Source organism: Streptomyces xinghaiensis S187 (assembly GCF_000220705.2).
Taxonomy (GTDB): Bacteria; Actinomycetota; Actinomycetes; order Streptomycetales; family Streptomycetaceae; genus Streptomyces; species Streptomyces xinghaiensis.
In genome coordinates this window covers 1663966-1687648 of sequence record NZ_CP023202.1, presented here as the reverse complement: position 1 = coordinate 1687648, position 23683 = coordinate 1663966, and the positions used below count along the sequence as shown (strand labels likewise).

Here is a 23683-nt window from a genome sequence, read left to right as displayed (position 1 = left end):
GCCGTCCGTGCCTGCTTGTGGTCCGTGCTCACCGTTCACGCGCTATACGGTCGAGGCCACCTGCGCGGCGAACCGGTCGCGCGGGATCGCGTGGTGCATCGCCGCGTCGCGCACGATGGCGTAGCGCACGACCTCGGCCGGTTCGGTGATCAGCTCGACGTCGAGCAGATTGTCCTCGTCGTCGAAGCGCAGCAGGGCGACCAGCCGTGAATCGAAGATCCAGAAGTCCTCGGCGGGCAGGCCGGCCCGCACGGCGTCCTCGCGCCACAGGTACCGGATGTCCTCGCCGAAGGCGGCGTTGTGCCGGGCGTAGTCGAGCAGGAACAGCTGTCCCTCGGTGGGCGGGTCATCGGCGATGCGGACCCGGCCGACCGTCTTGCCGGCATCCGTCTGGGCCTTGATGGTGATGAACCAGGGTTCGTCGCGGTCGCAGGGCGACGAGCCGGTGGCCAGGAATGCCCGGAAGTCGGGGTCCTGCCGGTCCGACGCATAGCCGCGCCGGGTCTCCAGCCGCCAGGCGGTGTGCTCGAAGGTCTCGAACAGGCGGCGGAAGCCGGCCTGGCCCACGCGTTCCGGCATCCGCTCCAACTCCTTGGGTCCCCAGTTCACGAGCAGTTCGCGCGGCACGGCCACCGCTGCCTGGTCAGCTCCGAAGTGCCGGAGCTGTGCGAGGTCTTCGGGGTCGGTGACGGGCGTGCCCTCAACGATGATCTCGCCCGTGCCCTCGTCCGTGTGCAGGGCGGGACAACCGTCGACCTTGCCGTCCGCGCCCGTGAAGCGCAGCCGTCGAACCATGAACGCTCTCCCTTACGTCTCGTCCGCCCGGTCGTGCCGGTCGTCGTGCTCGCGGTAGGGGTTGCTCTCAGCCGGTGTGACCCGCCAGCGCGTCTCCGCCGTCGCCTTGTAGCGCCGGTGGCCGGGGTGCAAGCCCGTGTGCTTGAGCGCCCAGATCTCGACGGCCAGGCGGTCACCGGCGGATGCTACCGACTGCTCGCCGCAGGCCAGGCACACGGCGGACACGCCCTGCGCCGCTTCCTCGTCGGCATCCACCCCGAGCGTCCACTCGGCGGCCCGGAGGATGGAGCGCGTCACAGCATCCCCCTTTCCCGGCTTCGCCGGTTCGCCTCGGCCACTCGGGCGCTCAAGTCGTCGGCAGACTCGGGAAGCGCCTCAACTCCGCCAGCGGGCACCGTCCATTCCCGTCCGCCCCTCCAGGGCCTGAGCCACACGTGCCCGCCCATGCAATCCACCACGACGCCCACGCGGTTCCCCCGGACGTCTCGTGCGAGCGCCCCGACTTCCGGCGCTTCCAGGCTTTCCCGGGCGCTCACCGCTGCTCTCCCCGTGCCGCTGGGGCGTGCGCGGTGACGTAGGGCCGGACCAATGAGCCGGAGTCCTCCTCCTGGTCGGACGGCGGTGGCACCGGGCCGGCGGGCTCCTGCTGCCACGGTCCGGGGAAGTGCGGCAGCGGTCGCCCGGTCAGGCGGCAGCGTTCGACGTTCCTCGCCCAGCGCCGCCAACGGGCGTCGTACGGGTCGGGGCGCCAGTCCTGCGGCTGCACCTGAGCGGCGGGCGGTCGCCTCTCGGCGAGATGGGCGCGGCTGTGCCTGCCGGCGGTGCGCGGCCCGAGAAGAACCGCTCTCACCCATTCGAGTGCACGCTCGATAAGATCCCTCATGTCGTCGCTCCTCGCAGCGTCGGCCATGCCCCGGGACCGGTCGCACGGTCGCCGGGGTCCTTGCATCCGGCCACGTTCCCGTATTGCCGATTCGCTGCACAGCGGCCCCGTGTAGGCCCGTTGTGGGCCAGACTTGAGGGATGCGCGGAGAATCAGCGGCCCACATGATCCGCCGCCTGCGGCAGGCCAGGGGATGGAGTCAGGAACGGCTGGCGGCAGAGGCGAACCGCGCGGCTGGTTTACCCGGCTCCCTCAAACGGCAGGACGTTTACCGGTACGAGAAGGGGAAGCGCACGCCCCGCGAATGGCTGCCCTTTCTCGCCGCCGCTCTCGGCGTGCCGGTGACCGAACTGGAACAGGCGGCGGCCGCGGGCACTCAGGAAAAGGCCCCTGTCACGGTCGCCGACTTCCTCCCCGGAACTGATCCGTTGGCACCGTTGCACGTACGGCAGGGACGCCGTATCGGCATGGGTGACGTGACGGACCTCGCCGGACGGGTACACGGCCTACGCCTCGCCGACGACTTCCTCGCGGGAGGCGACCTCATCGGCGCGGCACTCCGCGAACTGCGCTCCGCCGTGAAGCTGTACCGGGAGGGCAGCCACACAGCGGAAGTCGGGCGCGCCCTGCTGTCGCAGATCGGGGAACTGGCGCAGATCGCGGGATGGATCGCATCCGACGCCGGGCGCCACGAGGAAGCCGAACGCATCTACCAACTGGGAATCAGTGCCGCCCGGCAAGCCGCGGACACCACACTTGTCGGCAACCTTGCCGGGTCGCTCGCGTACCAGTACAGCAATACGGGCCGGGAGCGGGAAGGTCTCGTACTGGCTCGGGCCGCCCTGGCGGCGGCAGGTGAGGAAGCGCCCCCGAAAGCGCGGGCGCTCTATCTCGATCGTGTCGCCTGGGCGCACACCAAGGCCCATGAGCCGCAACCGGCGATGCGCGCACTGGGCGAGGCCTCGGAAACGCTGTCGAACGACGACGGTGGTCGCACGGCTCCCCAATACCTGTATTGGGTGGAGGCAGGTGAACTGCAAGTGATGGAAGCGCGTGTGTATACGGAGCTGAAACGCCCACTGCGGGCGGTTCCCCTGCTCCGGGAAGTCCTCGCACGCTACAACGCCACGCACGCAAGGGAACTCGCTCTCTACCTCTCGTGGCTTGCCGTGGCCCTGGCCGATGCCAACGAACCGGAGGAAGCGGCAGCAACCGCGCAGCGGGTCATGACCCTTTCCGCCGATGTCGCGAGCGAGCGAACGGCGGAGCGTGTGCGGATCATCCGGAACAGGCTGGAGGAGTACCGGGGTGTGCCGGAAGTGCGGGAAGTCCTGGACGGCGCAGCCTGACGGATCGATTGATCCACGGCGTGGCGCAGGACATCGAGCGTGGCAACAACATAGGTGACCGACGTGAAGTCTCTGGTGCAGCGGACAGTCTTGCGGTCGAGACCATCGATGGAGGATTGGAGAACATTCCACTCGTGCTGCCCTCTCCCGGCCGGTACAGGATGCGGTGGAAATGGGTGTTCAATCGTGAGCATGCGCCATTCTTTTCTCCCGTGAGAGGGGTGGGGGATATCCATATGCCGAGCGGTCATGAGGGTGCTGTGGGTGAGAGCCATCAGTTCTGCTTGGTGCAGATCTGGCGCGTCGGCCGGGGGCGCCGCCGCTGACGTAGGTGCGGGGCCGGCCGTGACGGGCAGCCCTGCGGATGCTCCCTGCTTCTCATGTCCGAACCGGTCAGTCACCGATGGCGATGACGAAGGGGCCCCAGTTCAGGATGCCTCCACGGCTTGCTCCACGCCTGCGCTGCCGACCGGGTCCGCGTCGAGGAGAGCCCGGCGCAGCGCACTTCCCCGAAGCTGCGGTGCGGTCGGCAGTGGTGGACGGACTCCGGTCAGGAGGGCATCGTGGTGGAGCCGACCCTCACCCCCACCGCCACTCACGTAACGAGGTCTCAACGGAGCTGATGATGAAGGCTCTTGGAGCGCGGAGCTCCTGTAAGTTCCGGGCATGAAGCAGGGTAAAGAGGTCGAGAACCCCGAGTCGCGTTTCTTCGCGGTGCTGCTGGCGGCGGCGAAGCTTCCGGGGGTGCGCATCCACAGGGAGACGTACCTTCGAAGCGCGCTGGCTCGCCGCTGCTCCGAGGAGGAGATCCGCCGAGCGATAGAAGAGACTCCCGCCGCGGCGGGCATCACCGTCGAACTCCTCGACAAGGTCGCCAAGGACTCCATCCGCTACGAAACCGCCAAGGTCAGCGCCCTCTCGGCCGCCGCCGGGATACCCGGCGTTTTCGCCCTTCCCGCCACGGTGCCCGCCGACGTGGCCCAGTACGTCGGCCACATGCTGCGTATCGCGCAGAAGCTCGCCTATCTCTACAGCTGGCCCGAGCTGTTCTCCGACGACGGCGAGGACGTCGACGACGCGACCAAGGGGGTTCTCACGCTGTTCTTCGGCGTCATGTTCGGCACCCAGTCGGCGAACGCCGCGGTGGGGAAGGTCGCGGGGATGATGGCGGAGCAGGTCGCCAAGAAGCTGCCCCAGAGGGCACTCACCCATGGGGTCGTCTACCCCATGGTGAAGAGGGTCGCGGGTTACCTCGGTGTCAGGATGACGACGCAGTCCTTCGCGACGACCGTCTCGAAGGCCATCCCTCTCGTAGGGGCTGCCGTCTCCGGCGGGCTCACCTTCGCGACCTACCATCCGATGGCCAAGAGGCTCAAGAGGCACCTCGCCGGCCTGCCGCTGGCGGCCCCGTCGCACCGAACGATGGACGGCGATGTCGTGGACGGCGAAGTCGTCGAAGAGCACGAGACTTTCGCTTCGGCACACGCTGAACAGCAGGGCGCGGACACCGCTGCCATGAAGCTGGAGGGACCCGGGTCCTGACGCCGCGAGTGCCCTCCTGGTTGCCGAAGGGGCGGTTGTCCCGGCTGGCTTCGCGCGTGGGGCGGGGCAGGGATCGAGGCGCTGTCAGGTCATCCTGCTGGAGCAGGCGCCCTCGTCTGGCTGAGCCGGCCTCCGCCTGCCCGGCCGCGGGGGTGACATGGGCGAGGATCCGCCCTCGTCGCCCCAGACCCTCCCGGCCATGCCCGCCCGCCCTGCCCAGAGCGCAGGGCCCGGGGCGCCTCCGTGAAACCGTGGCTCCTCGTGTGCTGGAGGTACGGCGGGCCGCAGAACAGTTCCGGGTCAGACACACCACCGCCGCCCGAACCGTGCCCGAACAGGGATGGCAGGACGTTCGGCTCTGTCTCCCTTCCGGTGGTGACAGAGCCGAACGTCAGATCCACTGGCGGCGACGAGCTTCCGAACAGCAAGAGCACCGCTACGTCACGGTGTCACCTCCTGTTCTGCCGGATGCACGAGAAGGCGTCAGCGGGTGCGCCAGTCGCCGTTCATCTCCACGTAGTTCTCACCACGGACCTTCTTGCCGTTGTACGTGCCTTCGAAAGCTGCTGCGGCTTCCATGTAGCCCCCCTCGGCGGTCTGGCCCTTGACTTCTTGTCCCGGGGTGCCGACGATTCTCACGGCAAGCTCCGCGCGCAGGTGGGGAATGCGGACCTGCCAGCGGGTGGGATATACCTGCCCGGTTTCCGGGCTGGTCCACGGCTTGGAGGCACCCTGCGCGAGGGGTTCGACCTCGACCACGTCGTAGGAACCGTTCGGGTGAAGAACCGTCGCCCAACTGTGCTCGGAGTCCTCCCCTATCGAGTTCCAGATTGCGACCTTGTCGCCATTGGGCATGTTGAGGTTCATCCATGTCCACCGCTTCAGGGCCGTCGGCATCTCACCCCACTGCCTGTCCAGCCAAGAGGTTCCCCTGATCTCATGCTTCTTGTTTCCGATGACAAGCGTTCCGGACGTCCGCATCTTGGGCAGGGCGAACTCGTAGGCCGGCACATCGACCAGGGTGAAGACACCGGTTGACGCGTAGTTGAGGGCGGGGCCCGTGGGCACCATCTGGACGTTGAGGGATCCCCAGGGCGTGGTGACCCGTACCGTCTGGCGGACCGAGTCTCCCGTCCAGCTCAGTCCTGGTGCTTTGATGTCGAGCTTGCCTTCGGTCCACCGGTAGTCGTCCGGCGCGACGATGGCTTCGTAGTCTTTGTGCCATCCGGTGGTCTTGTCGGTCACCGCGAACGTCCAGCGAGTCTCGGCCTGGCCCATGTTCGGGAAAACGCGCGTGTGCACCTGAAGTCCGAAGTCGTGACCGTTCGCCTTTACCGAGCTGGTGAAGTAGATCGAGTCGAACCATTCGCGTTCCGGTCCGGGCGACTGCCGTCCCAGGTCGGCCACGGGATCGACCACTCCCGGGATGCCCGTCGTGGCGGAGGCCGTGGCGGGGCCGGGTTTCGGTGTCGCCGACGGGGCTGCCCCCTGCGCCGAGTAGCTGACAAGAGTGCCGAGCACTAATGCTCCTGCGGTGGCCAGGCCTGCCGTCCGGCGCCTGGTTCGGGGCTTGCTCATGGAATTCCTCCTTCAGCAGTGGTGAGCGAGGCCGTCACTCACCACTGCTTCGTGTGTCACTCGTGTATGTCCTGGACATTCCGCACGGTGCCGGCCGGTCGTCGAACGGTCATGCGCTCCCGACTCCCCACCGCAGCGATGGTCGAGACGTCGTCAACCGCTGCGAAAAAAGTCCGCGTACACCGGGCAGGCCGACGCAGCCACAGCGGCAGTCGCCTGCAGGGCCACTTCGCCATTGGTTTGCAAGACCAACAATTTCATCTTGGTTTGCATCACAAACAATGTCAAGGCCCCTGCATTTTCCACACACGTCCGGAAGGATCGCCGCGTGGCGGCCCTCCTCCCCGTCGCCGATGCCGATCTTCCGTGCGCCCGGCAGGCTGGAGGTCCTGATGTCGCAAGTGATCTTCGGCCGCAAGCCTGTTGCCGCCTGCTGCTACGCCGGAGTCGTTGGTAACACAAATGATGTCAAGTAGGGTGGCGTCATGGCCATGGACGACTTCGAGGACGCCTTGTTGGACGGCCTTGTCCGCAGCGCGTTCCAGATCATGGGTGTGCTCACCCGCATCGGCGCCGAGCACGATCTGTCCCTCACCCAGCTGCGCGTGCTCGGCATCCTGCGCGACCGGCGCCCCCGGATGAGCGACCTGGCGGACTTCCTGGGCCTGGACAAGTCGACGCTGTCCGGCCTCGTCGACCGCGCCGAACGACGAGGGCTGATGGCACGCGCCGCCAACCCCGACGACAGACGTGCCGTCGATGTCCTCGTCACCGACGCCGGCCGGGAACTCATACAACGGCTCTACAAGGAGATCCAGGACGCCATGGCACCCGCCACAGGCCGGCTCGATCCGCAGCAGCGCCAGCAGCTGGCCCAGCTACTCGAACCGGTCATCTCTCCGCCCCTGCCGCTCGGACCGCGTCCCGACGCTCGGCGCTGAGTGGCCGGCCAGGGAGGAGGGAGAACGGAGGGGACACATCTGCGAGGGGTCGGACTCCGGCGGTCACTCCGGAGAGGGTTCGTCCCGCTCTTCGGCGGTGGCCGGTACGCAGGCGGCCAGGGCGCCTGTCCCGCTCGGAACTGCGATTCCAGGTCCCGCCTGCAACTTCTCCGCGCCCATCCTCGCCGAGGCCCCCGGCATGACCACGCCCGGATCCGCCCCCGTACGGGCCGACTCCGAAGCCGTGCTCACCCGAGAACCGCCGAGGCCGGCTGCCGCATCGTGGAACTGGTACGTGAAGGCGTGACGGCCCGCCGTCTCCGGCCACACGGCGGCCGAACTCGCCGAGCAGGCGCCCGCCCCGGACGGTGAGGTGCTGCGTCCCCTGAAGGACCCGGTGAACCGGGCAGGTGAATCCCTTGTGCGGTTCGACGAGCTCATGCGGTCTCTCGTCGTCGCGCTCCATCCGCTACGAAACCGCCAAGGTCAGCGCCCTCTCGGCCGCCGCCGGGATACCCGGCATCCTCGCCCTTCCCGCCACGGTGCCCGCCGACGTGGCCCAGTACGTCGGCCACATGCTGCGTATCGCACAGAAGCTCGCCTGTCTCTACAGCCGGCCCGAGCTGTTCTCCGACGACGGCGAGGACGTCGACGACGCGACCAAGGGGGTGCTCACGCTGTTCTTCGGCGTGATGTTCGGCACCCAGTCGGCGAACGCTTCCACGACTTCGCCGTCCACGACATCGCCGTCCATCGCTCGGTGCGACGGGTCCGCCAGCGGCAGCCCGGCGAGGTGCTTCCCGAGCCTCTTGGCCATCGGAAGGCAGGTCGCCAGGGAAGAAGTCGTGCACACTCCCGCCGAGTCGGCAAGCTCGTCGGCATCGGCGTCCTGCGACTACCGCGAAGGTTTACCCCATGACAAAACCGGGGGTTGACGCCGCCCTGTCCTGTGCAGGACAGAGTTTCACAGGACCGACGTCACCGTAGCAGTGACCATTCAAGGGGGAGTCTGTGAAGCGACGCATACTCGGGCTGCTTGGCGCGGCCTTCAGCACGGTGCTGATCGTCACCACACCGGCCTCAGCGCATGGCACGAACGACTGGGTACGGACCACTCAGGGCGCGCCCGCGGGATGGGCCCACAGAACCGCGAAGAGCTATGTCGGTGGTGTCGAGCAGGAGACGGACATTTACTGGCAGGCCAACGGCGAAGTGTGGATAGAAAGCAAGGTGTGGGACAGGGCGACCGACGGCTACTGCGCGGCTGTTCAGATCCGCTACGAGATCTCCGAGCGTCCCGGGCAGTGGGCAGGCCACTGGCACTACCGCCCCGTCGGCGGCGCCCTCGACTGCGCATACCTCGAACCGTCTCCCCAATACAGTCACCGGTGGATGGCGCGTCATGCGACCCGCTCCGTCGCGGCACGGGCCTGCCACGCCGACTCGAGCGGCAGGATCATCGAATGTGAAGGCAAATGGCACTGAGGAGGTCGTTGTCTCCTTCAGTGAGGCTTTTCCGGGAAGTCCTCGCGCGCTGTAACGCCACGCACACAAGAGAGCTCGCCCTGCACCTCTCCCCACTTGCCGTGGCACTGGCGGACGCCGGACGAACCGGCAGCAACCGCACGGCGGGTTGGCCGTGCCGGTCCGTACAACGGCGGTCCCGGCCGACTCCCGCGTGGGGCGGGGGCAGGGATCGAGGCGCTGTCATGTCACCGCGAGTCGTCCAGCCGCATGAGGACGGAGTACGCGGACTCGGCCCGGCGGGCCGGAACGGCCTCGGGGTGTGCGTGGTCGAGGAAGCTCCGGGTCCCGCCGTGGTGGAGGATCCGGCCGCTGTCCATGAGGGTGACCGTGTCGGCTTCGTCGGCGAGGTCGGCGATGTCGTGGGTCGACATGAGGACCGGGGTCTCCGCCGCGACCTCTCGCAGCACGTCGCGGAAGACCGTGCGCTGGTGTGGGTCGAGCCCGGCCGTCGGCTCGTCCAGCAGGATGACGCGCGCGTCGTGGGCGAGGGCGCAGGCGATGCCGGCGCGGCGGAGCTGTCCGCCGGAGAGCCTGGCCGTCTTCTGCCCGGCCTGCTCGGTGAGGCCGACCCGGTCGAGAGCGGTCGCGGCGCGTTCCCAGGCCCGGGAGCGACTCTCGCCCTTCAGCCAGGCGACGTAGGCCACGTACTCGCGGGCAGTCAACTGGCGTGAGGTCGGCACTCGTTGGGGGAGCCAGGCGACGTGGCGGCGGTACTCGCGGCTGGCGGAGGTGAGGTCCGAGTCGGTGAACAGCACCCGGCCCGCTCCCGGGCGGACCGTGCCGGCGAGCAGGGCCAGGGTGGTGGACTTGCCGGCACCGTTGGGGCCGAGCAGGATCGTCAGGCCCTCGCTGGGGACTTCGTAGGTGAGGCGGTTCAGCACGGGGCGGATCCAGCGGTGATAGCGGAAGGTGACGCGGTCGAGCAGCAGAGTCATCGGTCGGTCCTTGGTGCGAAGCAGATGAGGGAGACAACCCCGGCCAGGAAGAGGAGGGCGGCGCCGACGGCGGCATGCGCGACACGCGGTTCCTCCGTGACGATCACCCAGGGGTAGGGGTCGTTGCGGCTCCGGCCCCCGAGGAAGAGGGAGTGAATCATCCAGAAGACCGGGAGCAGGGCCGCGCGGTGCCCGAGCAACGGCCAGGCGCCCAGGGCGAGTCCGCAGAAGAGCAGGTTGTTCCGCGCCACCGCCCACATCGACTCCTGCCCGAGGAACGACATCGCCGCGGCCACCACCGTGGCCAGGAGTGCGAATCCGGAGACCAGTGTGATGTCCCGCGCGTGGAGCCGGCGGACGGCGGAGCGTTCCACCGAGGGCATCCGCCTCTCGAGGCAGACGATCAGGACGACGGCGGGGATGAGACAGAGGAAGTTGCTCAGCTGCGTCGTCATCGCGTAGCTCCCCACGAACGCCGGGAAGACGAGGATCACGTTCAGGGTGAGTCCGGTGCCCAGGGCGAAGCCGATGAGCGCACCGGGCAGCAGGTCGAAGGCGCCCCGCTGGCGCAGCCACCAGTTCATGCTCACTGACCTGCCCGGCAGGCGTGCCGGAGCTGTCCGGCGTACCAGGTTCTCTGCTCCTGCGGTGGAAGTGCGCCCACTCGGGCCATCTCGGCGAGGAGTTGCTCCTTGCTCTGCCCCTGGCTGAACCCCCCGGTCTCATGGGAGAGCCAAGCGAGGTATTCGCTCTCCACACCGGCTGTCCGGGCGGCCCAAAGAGTGGGGTAGTGCAGGGTGTTCCAGTCCGGTTTCTCGCAGGGCATCCCGACGACGGCGATGGGGATGTTCTCCCGGAGGACCTGGTCCGCGCTGCCGGGTACCAGGTCGAGGGTCCAGTGATCGCCTCTGGTGTCGGTCTGCCGCACATCGGCCACGGTGAGGTCGGTGACGCGGCTCGGCACCTGGGCGATGAGCCCGTGGGCGCGCAACCGGTCCGTCATCGCGGTGAGTCCGTCCTGAATCTCTTCGATGTGGGAGGAGCCGGCCGACGGCAGGCAAACCTCGGGCGCGCTCCCCGCACACGTGACCGGGGCCAGACCCTTGGCGGCCGGGGCCGTCGCGCGCCAGTCCTTGGTGATGCCGTACGCGCCGAGCAGACCGCCGACGGCGATCGCCAGCGCCGCGGCGACCGAGGCGGCGCGAATCCGCGAGGGCTCTGCCACAAGGACACAGGCAACGGCCAGGCACACCGTCGGCAGCAGCGCGGCAGCCGTCATGGCCGGCGAGTACGTCTCACCGAACCCCACCCAGGCGATGGACCCGGTGACGTGGTGCGCCCAGTAACTGTCCGTCCCCAAGGGGAAGCTGATGCCGATGAAGACCACCACGGCGACGAGCGGGGCGGAGTACAGGGCGTGAAGCCGGCGCCCGATGACGAACCCGATGACCGCGTGCGCAGTGAGCAGGACGACGACGATCCCCATCAACTGCAGCACATACAGGTCGGGGAGGACTCCGACCACCCACAGCCCGCCCGCCGTGACACCGGCGGTCAGCAGCGACAGCGACAGCACGGTGATGAGAAGGGGCTGAACCGCGATGCGCCAGGTGGGGCGTGCGGCGCCCATTTCCCAGGTACCGAGGGCGCGAAGCCGGGTCGCCTCCACGGCGGCCAGCGCCGCCACGGCCGCGGCGGCCATCGGAACCGGGGCGTGCACGGCGTATGAAGTGGCCTGCGCGGGCCAGGGCACGGCGATGAGCCGGTCGATGTTCCGGGTGCTCGTGAGGAAGACGTAGGCGAAGAACAGACCGACCACGGGGAAGGCGAGCACGGCCGGATGCGTGCGGAGAGCGGAGGAGAAGCGCATGAAGCCTCGCTTGGAGAACGGAACAGGGCCGCCGCACGCTGTGCGCACGGCGGCCCGACAGGATCAGTCAGTCAGCCTTGGTCGTGTCCACACTGACTTTGTCAGCTACTCCGGTGCAGGCCCCGCACCCTGTACCGAGCTTATCGATTTCGAGGTAGTAGCTGTCATAGGGCAAGCCCGACTGAGTGGCTGTGCTCGTGTACCCGCTTCCCCTGAAGCAGTTGGTGAGCTTCGACGTGTCATGCTTCTTGTCCAAGCCCCAGTCGATCTGCTGCCACAGCGCCACCGAGACGCTGTTCGTGGTTCCCGCCTGGTAACAGCCAGTGAAGTGGAACTCGTTGTACTGCTCATCAACCCACTCCTGGGAAGTCGTTCCCTGGGTCAGGCTGAAATTCTGCTTGCTCCAGTTGGCCCAAGCTCCCGTGGTTGTAGCAACTGTCAAGACGGCGGCTGTTCCACGACGGCACAGATGTTACGCAAACGTCGTACAGACAAAGGGATATCCTCCTCACCCTTGCGGTCGTCGAGGCCCCCCCCTCGAACAGGCGACCGAAAGGCTGGGTGACTGTATCAGGGGCGAGCTGCCTTCTGCCTGTGACTACGGGCTGGCGGGGGCAAGTTGACCACCTGTCGAGCTGTCGAGCCAGGCTGGGGACCTTGCCCGTCATCTCGCTGCTGGACCGCAGGATCAAGAGCCTCGTTGAGGCTGTTCTGCAGGACTGCGCCCCGCAGGCCTGCCGCTGGCGGACCCGTCGCACCGAGTGGCGGAGGGGACATCGTGGACGGCGATGTCGTGGACGGTGAAGTGGTGGAAGAGCGTGAGTCCTTCGCCCCGGCGCACGAGGAACAGCAGGGCGCGAACACCGCTGCCGTGAAGCTGGAGGGACCGGGGTCCTGACGCCGCGCGTGCTCTCCTGGCCGCCGAAGGAGCGGCCGATGTGGTGGGCGTTCTCTTCACCACCATCAAGGGGCGGTGATCTGCCGGCGTGAGGGCTCGCCCTTCACCTCGCCGCGCTGATCACCGCGACCCGCGAGAACCCGTCGGAGCACCGGACGCCCGGGGCGGGGCCAGGGGGGCGATCTCCCGGTCGAAGAAAGTGTGGAAACCCTCGCCACGCTCATACAGCGCGTCGAACCCGGCGTTCGTTTCCCGGATCAGTGAGCTGTCCGTATAGCGGTTGGCTCCCGCCGCGTTTCCGTCTTCGTCGTACACGACCTCGTACATGACCACATCGCCGAGAATCACCACTTCCGGTACCGGGTGATTCCGCTCGATGCCGGAAATGTCGCGAGCGTCGATCATCCTGATTGCGTCGCCCACGTCCACACGTACGCGCAGAACGAACAACTCCCATTGCACATACGGTGTGACGGGGAATTCCACGACCCGGAGGCGGCGGTGCGTGACGCCCAGTTCCGACGCCCGCCGGATTTCCCGGGCGTACTCCTCGCGCCTCTCGTCGGCCAAGGACAGGGCTCGCTCCCAGTCGCCGGCGGCGAAGGCCTCCCAGCTCGGGAAGGAGCGCTCCTGGAAGTGCTGGCCGCGCTCGAGCTTGTTGAGGAAGCCGATCCCACTGGAGTAGATCCGGCCGAGTTCCGCGTGGTACGCGGGGCGGTTCAGGCGTTCCGAGGCGCCGCGCGGGAAGGAGTCAAACACTGGGGATGTCCGGCTTCGCCGCGATGAGCATGTTCCTGGGGATGATGACGAGGCGTTCGTCCGGCCCGATCGAGACCCCGTCGGGAAGGTTCCCACCCAGTGACCGGGTGAGGTCCCGGCCGATGACGGCGATGTCGCCGTTGGTGAGTTCCCAGATGTCCGGGCAATCCGGAGTTCCGGTGGTGTTTCCTAATTCCTGGGGTGTTTTTCCCAGGCGTCGCTTGAAACCCGTGTCCGGATCCGCTTCCCATGGCCTGGTCATTTCCCTCGCCCCCTCGGTCGGTCGGGATGCCTCACTGTAGCGTGCAACTCGCCTGCCCGACCATGTGTCAGGCCTGGTTCGCGGGGTATTGGCGAGGATTGATTCCTCTCTGTTCCCTGTGCTCAGGGGCGGAATGATATTGATCGCAAAGAAGATCACATCAACACCTGAACGGGTGCAACGTGCCATCTGTGCTGTCGGAAAAGCGGATGAATGGAGAGGCGGCTGTGGACGCAGAAGTGGCCTTGCTCGCGCAGAGCGCGGGGACCACCTTGGTCGCGCTGATGGCGACCGATGCCTGGCACCACGTGCGTGACGGGGTCACGCAGCTCTGGCGCCGGACACAACCCGAGCGCGCCGGGACCGTCGCCGCCGAGTTGGAGGCCGGTCGCGAGGACGTGCTGGCCGCCGCGGCCGCGGACGACCAGGAGACCCTGGACGAACTACGGCTTCAGTGGCAGGGGATGGTGCGGCGGCTGCTCGTCGCCCGGCCCGCCGCCGTAGAGGAACTGCGCGCCTTGCTGGACCAGTTCGACCCCGGCGGCCCGGCCGCACCGCAGACCACCCAGCACGCCACCGCGTCCGGCCGGGCCCGGATCTACCAAGCGGGACGTGACCAGCACATCGCCGAGCGATGACGGGCGGGACGGACGGCCACGCCGAGGACCAGGGACGCGTCTACCAGTCGCAGGGCGACCAGCACATCAGCGAGCACCACCACTACGGCGGTGGCGGACCGGAGCACGGCGGACCGGACTCGGTACGACGCCCGGCGGCCGGCCGGCCCCCCGTCGCGCTCCGCGACCGCAGCGAGGTGATGGAACGCCTGCGGGCGAGCGTCGCGGCGGGGCACGGCGGCCAGGTCTACGTGCTGTACGGCATGGGCGGCTCGGGCAAGACGGCGGTCGCCTGCGCCCTGTTCCAGGAGGTCACCGCAGAACCGGGCCGGGTGGGCCTGTGGGTCAACGCCTCCGACCGCGCGAGCCTGCGCGCCGGCATGCTCGCCGTCGCCGCCGACCGAGGGGCGGGCGACGGCGAACTGCTCGCCGCACGCAACGGCCTCAGACCCGCCGCCGATCTCGCCTGGACGTATCTCGACCGTTCCGCCGAACCCTGGTTACTGGTCCTGGACAACACCGACGAGCCGGAGATCCTGCGGGACGGCGACTGGCTGCGCACCAGCCCGCGCGGCACCGTTTTGGTGACCACACGGCGAGCGGCGGCCCGGTGGTGGCCGGGCGCCGAGCTGCAGTACATCGGCGTACTGCCCCGGGAGGACGCCGCGCTCGTGCTGCGCGATCTCGCACCGCACAGCGGTACGACGGAGCAGGCGGCGCGGGTCGCGGACCGGCTCGGGCGGCTGCCTCTCGCCCTCACCCTGGCGGGCGGCTTCCTCTCCCGCCAGGTCATCGACCCCTGGACGATGGACACCTACGGGGACCAACTCGACTCGGACGAACGGGTCCAGCTGATCGACCGGGGAGCCGACGCGCTGTCCGCAGCGGACCCCCGCCATCTGGTCGGCCTCACCTGGCAGCTGACCCTCGACGCCTTCGAAGCGCGCGGACTGCCCGAAGCGGCGGCCCTGCTCAGGCTGCTGGCCCGGTTCGCCGCCGAGCCGCTGCCGCTGACCCTGCTCGACCACGACGGCATCGTCGCCGTACTGCCCCGTGCCCGGACCGAGACAGCCCTCAGAGCGCTCCTCGACCAGTCGCTGTCCGAACTGGTCGACGCCGCCGGCGCACGCTGCGTACAGAGTCACGGCATCCTGCTCGACAGCGTCTCGGCGGCCACCCCCGCGGACCTGGTGCCCACCCTCGACACGACAGCCGTCCGGCTGCTCGACGCGGCCGTGCCCGGCGTACCCGACGCAGGCCCGCACGATCCCCGGCTGCGCCTGCTGGTACCGCACGCGCTGGCCCTGCTGCGGCACATCGGCGAGCCGTCCGCCTCCGACGCCCTGGCCGTCGCGACGAGGCTGTCCACCGCCCTGCACCGGACCGGTGACTACCTCTCCGCCCGGGAGACCGCCCGCAACGCCGCGGACCTGGCGCAGCGGCTCCTCGGTGCGGACCACCGTACGGTCCTCGCCGCCCGCTCCAGGGCGGGACGGGCCCTGTTCCGGCTGGGCGGATACGCCGAGGCCGAAGCGGCGCTCCGCGAGGTCCGGGACGCCCAGGAGCGGCTGTTCGGCGCCGACGACCCCGACACCCTGGACAGCGGCTACGGCCTCCAGCTCGTGCTGGCGAACCTCGGCCGAAGGGAGGAGGCCGTCGCGCTGCTCCGCGACACCGTCGCCGGGCGGCGCGCGGCGCTCGGTGCCACGCATCCGCTGACCCTGCGGGCCCGCGCCGGCCTGCTGGAGATGCTGCCCGCCGCCGAAGTGGTCACCGAGGAAGGCGGCACACTGCTCACACTGCCGTCCGAGTGCGAGCGCGTCCTCGGCCCCGACCACACCGTGACACTCGGCGCCCGGCACAACCACGCGTGGGCGCTGTACCTCCTGGGCCGCTTCGACGAGGCCGGCGACGAGATCCGGCGGGTCGTCGAGTCGTATGAGCGGCGCTTCGGGCCCGAGTACCCGATCGTGCTCGCCGCCCGGCAACTCCTCTCCCGGACCCGTGCCGCGCTCGGAGACATGGCGGAGGGGATCGCGCTGATGACCGACGTCGTCGAGCGGCGGGAACGCGGCCTGGGCCCCGAGCACCCCTTCACGGTCGCGAGCCGGCAGCTGCTGGACGCCTACCGTTCGGGGCGATGGCGGCCGTAGCGCTCACGGCGGAACCGGAGCGGCCGGAACGGCCGGTGCGCGAGGGTATACGGCACGGGAGCGATGGGGGTACGGATGTAGGGTGCTGTGCGCAGGCCGTACGGGTGGCATTCGGTACGAGGGGGACGAAGAGTGCGGACGCCGCGAGCCCTTCCGGCTGAGTCGGCCGACGCCGTGAGCGTCGTTCCCGTCCGGTCACCGCACCGCCGGAGCCGTCCTCGCCACCGGCCGGGACAGCCGGCTTGCCGCACCGGCCATCCGCAGCCCTGAGCCCCGCCCCGCCCCTCGGGCCGGCCCCGGGCCCCGGCGGCGGACCCGCACCACATCGAGCACGAGCAGCAGCACCGGACACCGTCAGGGAGAGCGAGACACCCGCAATGGCCCAGCAGCCCCTCCTCCGCGATGTCATCGACATCAAGGAGTCCATCTCCACCTCGGACTTCGTGCTGTCCCTCGCCGAGGCGACGACGCCCGAGGGCGCCCGGCACGCGCTCAAGGACTACGTCGTCACCGAGCGGCTGCTGGAGAACTTCGACGAGGCGCTGGGCCTCATCAAGTCCGCGCTGGACGGGCACCGCTCCAAGGCGGCGTATCTGCACGGCTCGTTCGGTTCCGGTAAGTCGCACTTCATGGCCGTGCTGTACGCGCTGCTCAGCGGCGACCCGGCCGCCCGCGCCCGCACCGAGTTCGACCCGGTGCTGACCCGGCACGAGTGGCTGGGCACGGACGGCAAGAGGTTCCTGCTCGTGCCGTACCACATGCTCGGCGCCAAGGCCCTCGAACAGCGCGTGCTCGGCGGCTACGTCAGCCACGTCAAGAAGCTGCACCCGGAGGCGCCGACCCCGCAGGTGTACCGGACCGACTCCCTCTTCGACGACATCCGCGCCAACCGCGCCGCCTACGGTGACGAGGCCGTCATCCGCGGCCTGGGCGGCGGCGACGCGGACGACGGCGAGGAGGACGAGTGGGGCGAGGGCTTCGCCTGGACCCCGCAGCTGCTGGACACCGCGCTCGACGCCGAGGAGAGCCACGAGGCGGGCGTCCCGCTCGACCTGCGCAACCCCTCCACCCCGGCCGAGCTGCGCGCCAAGCTCGTCAACGACGCGAGCACCAACCTCTTCCCCGGGTTCGCCCGGAACGCCGTCGAGGACGAGCACGGCTTCGTCTCCCTGGACGCCGGACTGTCCGTGATCGCCGAGCACGCCAAGTCGCTCGGCTACGACGGCCTGATCCTGTTCATGGACGAGCTGATCCTGTGGCTGGCCACGCTCATCCACGACCAGAAGTTCGTGGCCCGCGAAGCCAGCAAGATCACGAACTTCGTGGAGGGGGGCGACGCCCGCCGCGCCATCCCCGTCGTGTCGTTCATCGCCCGCCAGCGCGACCTGCGCGAGCTGGTCGGCGAGGAGGTGTCCGGCGCGGCCGAGTCGTCCATCCAGGACACCCTGAACCTGGCCTCCGGCCGATTCGACAAGATCACCCTGGAGGACCGCAACCTCCCGCAGATCGCCCACGCCCGCCTGCTCAAGCCGAAGGACGAGGAGGCGGCCCGGCTGGTCGACGCCGCGTTCGCGCAGACCAAGCGGACCGGCGCGCAGGTCTGGGACACCCTCCTCGGCTCCGACAAGGGCACCACCGGCGCGGACGAGGAGTCGTTCCGGCTGACGTACCCCTTCTCGCCGGCGTTCATGGACACCCTCGTCCACATCTCCTCCGCGCTGCAGCGCTCCCGCACCGGTCTGAAGCTGATGGGGCAGCTCCTGGCCGACCACCGCGAGCAGATCCGCCTCGGGGAGCTCGTCCCCGTCGGCGACCTCTACCCGGTGATCGCCGAGGGCGGCGACAAGCCGTTCACCGACAGCCTCAAGGTCGTCTTCGAGGCCGCCGACAAGCTCTACAAGACCAAGCTCCGGCCCTATCTGCTCAGTTCGTACGACATCACCGAGGACGACGTCGAGCAGTACCGCAACCGGCCCGAATCGATCACCGACCCGAAGCGGCTGGCCGGCTGCCGCATGTTCACCGGCGACAACCGGCTCGTGTGCACGCTGCTGCTGTCGGCGCTCGCGCCCAGCGTGCCCGCGCTGTCGGAGCTGACCATCCGGCGGCTCGGCGCGCTCAACCACGGCTCGGTCCTGGCGCCCATCCCGGGCGCCGAGGTCGGCATCATCAAGAGCAAGGTCGCCGAGTGGTCCGCCCGGTTCCCCGAGATCAAGGAGACCGGCACCGACACCAACCCCGGGGTGCGGCTGGAGCTGTCCGGCGTCGACGTGGACTCCGTCATCGCCAACGCCCAGGTCAACGACAACCCCGGCAACCGGGCCGCGCTCGCCCGGCGCCTGCTGTCGGAGGAACTGGGCGTCGACCACGGGCAGTTGAGCGACCAGCTCGGCTTCATCTGGCGCGGCACCGCCCGCACCGCCGAGATCGTCTTCGGCAACGTCGCCGACGAGGACGAACTGCCCGACCACGACCTGATGCCGCAGGAGGACGGCCTGTGGCGCATCGCCATAGACCTCCCCTTCGACGAGGGCGAATGGGGCCCGGTCGAGGACGCCAACCGGATCCAGCGGCTGCGCGAGCGGCAGCAGGGCGAACGGTCCCGCACCGTCGCCTGGCTGCCCGCGCACCTGTCCGCGCAGCGCTTCGCCGACTTCCGGCGCCTCGTCGTCATCGACAAGGCCCTGGCCGACGAGCACCGCTTCGACACCCAGTACGCCGGCCACCTCAACGCCGACAACCGCAGCCGCGCCAAGGGGCTGCTGGAGACCCAGCGCGAGGCCCTGCTCAAGCAGGTCAAGGGCGCCTTCAAGCAGGCGTACGGGCTGGCGCAGAAGCAGGCCGCCGACGTGGTGCCCGACTTCGACGACCACCTCGTCGCGCTGCCCGACGTGGACGGGCTGACCCTGTCCTTCGGGCAGAGCCTGCGCGACGGCATCCGGCACATCGCGGGCAGGCTGCTCGCCCACCAGTACCCCGCCCACCCCGACCTCGACCCCGATGCCACCGGCACCGCCGTCAGGCCCGCCGACACGCGCAAGGTGTTCGGCCACGTCCGGGCCGCAGCCGAGGCCCGCGACGGGCGCGTGGAGGTCCCGGCCGCCGACCGCAAGCTGATGCAGCGGATCGCCGGGCCGCTGCGCCTGGGGCAGCAGAAGGAGGCGTACTTCGAGCTGTCCCGCTACTGGGCCGACCACTTCCGGCAGCTCGCCCGCTCCCAGGGCGTCACCGGCGACCTGTCCCTGATCACGCTCACCGACTGGACCGACAGGCCCGAGCCGCGCGGGCTGCCCGACTTCCTCGCCCGGCTCGTCGTCGCCGCCTTCGCCGAAATGGACGACCGGGTGTGGGTGCGCGGCGGTACCGTCCTCGACCCCGCGCCCGAAGTGTCCGGCATCAAGGACCACGACGCGCTGCGCAGCCAGCCGCTGCCCGCCGAGCCCGACTGGGACACCGCACGGCAGCGCTTCGAAACGATCTTCGGGCAGAAGCCGCCCGCCCTGCGGCGCGGCCGCATGGTCAACCAGTTCGCCCGCCAGATCATCGAGGCCGCCCGCGCCCACCGGGACCACGCGGCCGACCTGGTGCACCAGTTGGAGACCCACGCCGCCTTCCTCGGCCTCGACCGGGCCGCCGACACCGGGCGGCTCGCCCTCGCCCGCCGCTCCCTGGAACTGCTGGACGCGCTCACGGCGGAGGCCGGCAAGGGCGCGGCCGGGGCGAAGAAGACCGTGGAGGCGCTCGCCTCCTTCGACCTGGGCGAGACCAGCGCCGACCGGTACGGCACCTCCGTCAAGAAGGCCCGCGCCGTCGCCGAGGCCGTCGCCTCCGCCCCCTGGACCACCCTGGAACTCGCCGCCGGGCTCGGCCCCGAGGGCGAGGCGCTGCTCGACTCGCTGCGCAACGTCGCCCGCGACGACCAGCGCACGGCGGACCTGCGCGACGCCCTGGCCCGCACCCAGCGCGAGGTCGTCGCCCTGGTCAAGCGCACCCAGGCCGCCGCCACCCCGCCGCCCGCCCCCGCCGCGCCCCCGCCGCCCACGGCCGACGGCCAGTCCCTGGACACGCCGACCAGCGACCCGCGGATCTCCTTCAACCGGCCGCAGGAGACGCCCTCCCCGGCAGGCGGCGGCAGGGCGGCGACATCCGGCGGCCGCCGGACCACCGCGGCCCGGGCCGCCGCCGACCTCCGGGCGGAACTGGCCGAACTGGCCGCCCGCCGGCCCGAAGCCACCATCGAGATCACCTGGCGGGTCGTCGAATGACGGACACCACGACCACCGGAGCCACGACCACAGGTGCCACGACCACCACCGCCGCGCCCGCCCCGGGCGCCGTCCGGCTGAACACCGCGACCATCACCCAGTACCTGTCCTCGCACTCCTCCCTCGCCGCATCGCTCACCGGGGAGGGCGGCGACCGGCGCCGGGCCGTGCTGCTGCGCTCCGCGCCCCGCTGGGACGGCCCCGCCGAACCCGGCTGGGGCGAGGGCCGCACCGCCGGGATCGCCGTGGCGCCCTCGCCACTGGCCGTCCACGAACTCGTCCTCGACCACCTCGCGGGCCGCCGCCCCGGCCCCGCCGTGCTCGTCGTCCTCACCGACCGTGAGCAGCACGAACTCGACCCGGCGATCCTCGCCCGCGTCCACAAGAAGCGCATCGACACGGTCGACAGCTGGGACGTCGTCCGCGAGGCGTTCGGCGCCCGGCAGACGGACCCCCGGCTCCGGGACGTCAACTGGGCCGCCGAGGCGCTCCTCGACGCCACCCCGCCGACCCGGGGCGGCTGGCCGCCCGTGCCCGGCGGCTGGCTGTCGCGGCAGCACGCCCTCACCGCGCTCGCGCAGCGCCGCCTGCGCCTGGGCCGCTACGACACCGAGGGCGGCGCCCGGCGCCCCGGCGACGACCGGCTCGACGCCCAGGCCCTGCTGGACTGGTCGACCCGGCCCGGAGCACCCGAACGGTTCCTGGCCCTGCGCGGCCCCGAACGCGCGGGACTGGCCGCCTTCCTCGCCGAGGAGGACCAGGCGGGCCTCGCCGGCCGCGCGCTGCTCGCCCTCGCCGAGGCCGGACGCGGCGAGGACGCCGCCGCCTTCGGCCTGGTGTGCGCGGCGCTGTGGCAGCACGCCGAGCCCGCGCCGGAGACGTACCGGGCCCGGGGCCGCGCCGAACGCTACTTCGGCGAACAGCCCCCGGCGGCGGGCGAACAGCTCGACACCCTGGTGACCGTCTTCGGCCGGGCCGCCGAGGAGTACGTGACCACGCTGCTGGCGGCCGGACACCGCACCGGCGGCACCGGCGGCACCGGCGGCACCGACGCCGAGGAGGCCCGCGAGGCGCGCCGCACCACCGGCATCGTGCTCGACCGGGCGTCCGCCCTGGCCCGCCAGTTCGGCGCGGAGCAGGCCGTGGAGGCGAGCCCCGTGCTGCGCGGCGGCCTGGAGGCGCGCTTCACCGCCGTCGGCCGGGCCCTCGCGGCGGGCGACCCGGGCGCGGTGACGGACGCCGTGCGCCGCCTGGCGGACCACAAGCTGGCCGCCGCGCCCGAGGAGTCCGCCCGCGTCGAACGCGCCCGCATGGGACAGCGCCTCGCCCGCTGGCTGGCCACCGACCCGTCCGCCGACGCCCCCACCGTCGCCGACGCCATACAGCGGCACGTCGCCGAGACCGGCTGGGCCGACTGCGCCCTGGAGCACATCGAGGCCGGCGGCGACCCGGACCCCGTCCTCAAGGCCGCCTACGACACCCTCGGCACCCGCGTCCGGGACCGGCGCCGGCGGATCGACGCGTCCTTCGCCCGCCTGCTGGCCTCCTGGACGCAGGCCGGGACCCAGCCCGGCGGCATGCTCACCGTCGAGACCTTCCTCGACCGCGTGGTCGGCCCGGTCGTCCGGCGCGGGGAGGAGCGGCGGGTGCTGCTGCTCGTGCTCGACGGCATGAGCGCGGCCATAGCGAACGAACTCGGCGAGGAACTGCGCCGCTCCTGGGCGGAGTTCGACCCGCTGCCCGAGGGCGGCGCCCCGCGGCGGCGGGTGATGGCCGCCGCCCTGCCCACCGTCACGGCCGTGTCCCGCACCTCCCTCTTCGCCGGCAGGCTGATGAAGGGCACCCAGGCCGACGAGAAGCGGCTCTTCCCCGCGCTGAGGCTGTGGGGCGGAGCCCCGGCCGCCGTGTTCCACAAGGACGATCTGCGCACCGAGACCGCGGGCGACGCCTTCGGCCCGGAGCTCACCGAGGCGCTCGGCGACGGCAGGACCCATGTCGCCGTCGTCCTCAACGCCATCGACGACCGGCTCGCCAAGGAGCAGAAGCTCGGCGACGGCGCCTGGCGGATCGACGACGTGCCCGGCCTGCGCGAGCTGCTGCGGGCGGCGGCCGCCCAGGGCATGGCCGTCGTCCTCACCAGCGACCACGGCCACGTCATCGACCGGCACGGCACCAAGCTCGACACGGCGGCGGCCGGTGCCGCCGGGCCGGAGTCCGCCCGCCACCGCCTGCCCGGCGGCCCGTCGCTCGCCGAACGGGAGATCGCCCTGTCCGGGCCGCGCGTGGTGTGGCCCGAGCCGGGCGCGTCCGTCGTCGCCCTGTGGGACGCCGACTCCCGCTACACCGCCCTCAAGGCCGGCTACCACGGCGGGGCCTCGCTCGCCGAGGTCGCCATCCCGGTGCTCGCCTTCCTGCGGTTCGGTGCGGAACCGCCGAAGGGATGGCGGGAGCTGGGCGACCAGCGGCCCGGGTGGTGGGCCCCGGAGGAGCGGGGGAAACCGGCGCCGGACGAAGCCACCGGCCGGCCGGCGGCCGCCGCCCCCGCCGTGCCCGCCGCCCCGAGGAAGCCGACGGCGAAGACGCAGAAGCAGCAGGCCGAACTCGCCCGCACCCACGAGACGCTCTTCGACGTCGAGCCGGCCCCCGGAGGCGACGACGCCCTCCTCACCCCGGCCCCCGTGCCCCCGGCCGAGGCGCTCGTGACGGCACTGCTCGACTCCGAGGCGTACCGGGCGCAGCTCGGCGGTCTGGCGCGCAAGCCCCAGCAGGAGCAGGTCCGCAAGGCCCTCGCCGCCCTGCTCGACGCGGGCGGCACCCTGCCCGTCACCGCGCTCGCCCAGCGCGCCGGCATGCCCACCGCCCGGGGCGACGGCTTCGCCGCCGTCCTGCGGCAACTCCTCAACTACGACGGCGTACAGGTCCTGGAGACCCTGCCCGATGGCCGCACCCTGCGCCTCCAGGAGGCGCTGCTGCGCGAGCAGTTCGCGCTGGGAGCGGGCTGACGGCGGGCGATGTCCTGCGGGCTTCGGCCGGCAGCTGTGCGACGGCCTGAGCGAGGCGGCTGTCACCTCCCCGGTACGGCTCACGAGAAGGCCGAGGGCCGGGGCTCGTCCGCGGAACCCGCGACGGTTCAGCAGAGCTCCGCAGCGTGCAGCCCACGGCGCCATGCGGACGGGCGCGGTTCTCCCAGCGGCCCAACAAAAACGGCCCCTTGCGGAGTCGTCGACCCGAGATGCCTGCGCTCTCGGGGGGGTATGCCCGCATCGTAGTACATCTCTCTCCGGCGTGGCATGGTCCGGCACGCGAGGG

Annotated in this window: 19 protein-coding genes and 1 pseudogene; 10 read left to right on the top strand and 10 right to left on the bottom strand. The window is 70.6% G+C overall.

Annotation, left to right across the window (positions count from 1 at the left end; genetic code table 11):
- Positions 1-42 precede the first annotated feature (42 nt).
- The 3 genes from SXIN_RS07130 to SXIN_RS07115 all read right to left on the bottom strand — a co-directional run bounded on the left by SXIN_RS07130 (position 43) and on the right by SXIN_RS07115 (position 1678).
- Positions 43-795 (bottom strand): DUF6879 family protein, encoded by a 753-nt coding sequence (locus SXIN_RS07130; RefSeq protein ID WP_019711197.1) that lies wholly within the window; start codon positions 793-795, stop codon positions 43-45.
- Between the two features lie 12 nt (positions 796-807).
- On the bottom strand, positions 808-1092 hold the full coding sequence (locus tag SXIN_RS07125; RefSeq protein WP_019711196.1) for a DUF7848 domain-containing protein: 285 nt from the start codon (positions 1090-1092) through the stop codon (positions 808-810).
- A gap of 235 nt (positions 1093-1327) precedes the next feature.
- Positions 1328-1678, bottom strand: a complete 351-nt coding sequence (locus SXIN_RS07115) for a hypothetical protein (protein ID WP_157916260.1) — start codon at positions 1676-1678, stop codon at positions 1328-1330.
- A gap of 164 nt (positions 1679-1842) precedes the next feature.
- Here SXIN_RS07115 and SXIN_RS07110 point away from each other — a divergent pair, with 164 nt between their 5' ends.
- The 3 genes from SXIN_RS07110 (at position 1843) to SXIN_RS07105 (ending at position 4569) form a co-directional block, all read left to right on the top strand.
- A complete protein-coding gene (locus SXIN_RS07110; RefSeq protein WP_019711194.1) occupies positions 1843-3027 on the top strand; it encodes a helix-turn-helix transcriptional regulator in 1185 nt (394 codons plus the stop codon).
- Positions 3028-3047: 20 nt separating this feature from the next.
- Positions 3048-3353, top strand: coding sequence for a hypothetical protein (locus SXIN_RS31200; protein ID WP_157916259.1), 306 nt, complete (start codon positions 3048-3050; stop codon positions 3351-3353).
- Positions 3354-3693: 340 nt separating this feature from the next.
- On the top strand, positions 3694-4569 hold the full coding sequence (locus SXIN_RS07105) for a hypothetical protein (protein ID WP_019711193.1): 876 nt from the start codon (positions 3694-3696) through the stop codon (positions 4567-4569).
- Between the two features lie 483 nt (positions 4570-5052).
- Here SXIN_RS07105 and SXIN_RS07100 read toward each other — a convergent pair whose 3' ends face one another.
- Complete coding sequence (locus SXIN_RS07100; protein ID WP_039823677.1) at positions 5053-6147, bottom strand: lipocalin family protein; 1095 nt, start codon at positions 6145-6147, stop codon at positions 5053-5055.
- Positions 6148-6632: 485 nt separating this feature from the next.
- Between SXIN_RS07100 and SXIN_RS07095 the strand changes: the two genes are divergently transcribed.
- The 3 genes and pseudogenes from SXIN_RS07095 to SXIN_RS07080 all read left to right on the top strand — a co-directional run bounded on the left by SXIN_RS07095 (position 6633) and on the right by SXIN_RS07080 (position 8573).
- On the top strand, positions 6633-7088 hold the full coding sequence (locus SXIN_RS07095) for a MarR family winged helix-turn-helix transcriptional regulator (protein WP_019711191.1): 456 nt from the start codon (positions 6633-6635) through the stop codon (positions 7086-7088).
- A gap of 461 nt (positions 7089-7549) precedes the next feature.
- A pseudogene (locus SXIN_RS07090) lies at positions 7550-7810 on the top strand (hypothetical protein); the annotation flags it as partial.
- Positions 7811-8099: 289 nt separating this feature from the next.
- Positions 8100-8573 (top strand): hypothetical protein, encoded by a 474-nt coding sequence (locus SXIN_RS07080; RefSeq protein WP_019711189.1) that lies wholly within the window; start codon positions 8100-8102, stop codon positions 8571-8573.
- Positions 8574-8800: 227 nt separating this feature from the next.
- Here the strand turns inward: SXIN_RS07080 and SXIN_RS07075 are convergent, their stop codons facing one another.
- The 6 genes from SXIN_RS07075 to SXIN_RS07050 all read right to left on the bottom strand — a co-directional run bounded on the left by SXIN_RS07075 (position 8801) and on the right by SXIN_RS07050 (position 13339).
- Complete coding sequence (locus tag SXIN_RS07075) at positions 8801-9550, bottom strand: ATP-binding cassette domain-containing protein (RefSeq protein ID WP_019711188.1); 750 nt, start codon at positions 9548-9550, stop codon at positions 8801-8803.
- Complete coding sequence (locus SXIN_RS07070; RefSeq protein ID WP_019711187.1) at positions 9547-10134, bottom strand: hypothetical protein; 588 nt, start codon at positions 10132-10134, stop codon at positions 9547-9549. The genes SXIN_RS07075 and SXIN_RS07070 overlap by 4 nt, the downstream gene beginning before the upstream one ends.
- Positions 10135-10136: 2 nt before the next feature.
- Complete coding sequence (locus SXIN_RS07065) at positions 10137-11420, bottom strand: DUF7224 domain-containing protein (protein ID WP_019711186.1); 1284 nt, start codon at positions 11418-11420, stop codon at positions 10137-10139.
- 67 nt (positions 11421-11487) lie between these two features.
- A complete protein-coding gene (locus SXIN_RS07060) occupies positions 11488-11862 on the bottom strand; it encodes a hypothetical protein (protein WP_192883562.1) in 375 nt (124 codons plus the stop codon).
- A gap of 576 nt (positions 11863-12438) precedes the next feature.
- Positions 12439-13077 carry a DUF6879 family protein gene (locus tag SXIN_RS07055; RefSeq protein WP_019711183.1) on the bottom strand — a complete coding sequence of 213 codons (639 nt, stop codon included), beginning with the start codon at positions 13075-13077 and terminating at the stop codon, positions 12439-12441.
- Positions 13070-13339: a hypothetical protein gene (locus SXIN_RS07050; protein ID WP_039823674.1), complete on the bottom strand. Its 270-nt coding sequence runs from the start codon at positions 13337-13339 to the stop codon at positions 13070-13072. Before SXIN_RS07050 ends, SXIN_RS07055 begins: the two co-directional genes overlap by 8 nt.
- A 227-nt stretch (positions 13340-13566) precedes the next feature.
- On the opposite strand from SXIN_RS07050, the gene SXIN_RS07045 reads away from it, so the two are divergent.
- The 4 genes from SXIN_RS07045 to pglZ all read left to right on the top strand — a co-directional run bounded on the left by SXIN_RS07045 (position 13567) and on the right by pglZ (position 23376).
- A complete protein-coding gene (locus tag SXIN_RS07045; RefSeq protein WP_019711182.1) occupies positions 13567-13977 on the top strand; it encodes a hypothetical protein in 411 nt (136 codons plus the stop codon).
- Entirely contained in the window at positions 13974-16109 is a 2136-nt protein-coding gene (locus SXIN_RS07040) for a tetratricopeptide repeat protein (RefSeq protein ID WP_019711181.1), read from the top strand. Before SXIN_RS07045 ends, SXIN_RS07040 begins: the two co-directional genes overlap by 4 nt.
- Before the next feature lie 377 nt (positions 16110-16486).
- Positions 16487-20374: a BREX-2 system ATPase PglY gene (gene pglY / locus SXIN_RS07035; protein ID WP_095756750.1), complete on the top strand. Its 3888-nt coding sequence runs from the start codon at positions 16487-16489 to the stop codon at positions 20372-20374.
- Entirely contained in the window at positions 20371-23376 is a 3006-nt protein-coding gene (gene pglZ / locus SXIN_RS07030) for a BREX-2 system phosphatase PglZ (RefSeq protein ID WP_095756749.1), read from the top strand. The genes pglY and pglZ overlap by 4 nt, the downstream gene beginning before the upstream one ends.
- Positions 23377-23683: the final 307 nt, after the last annotated feature.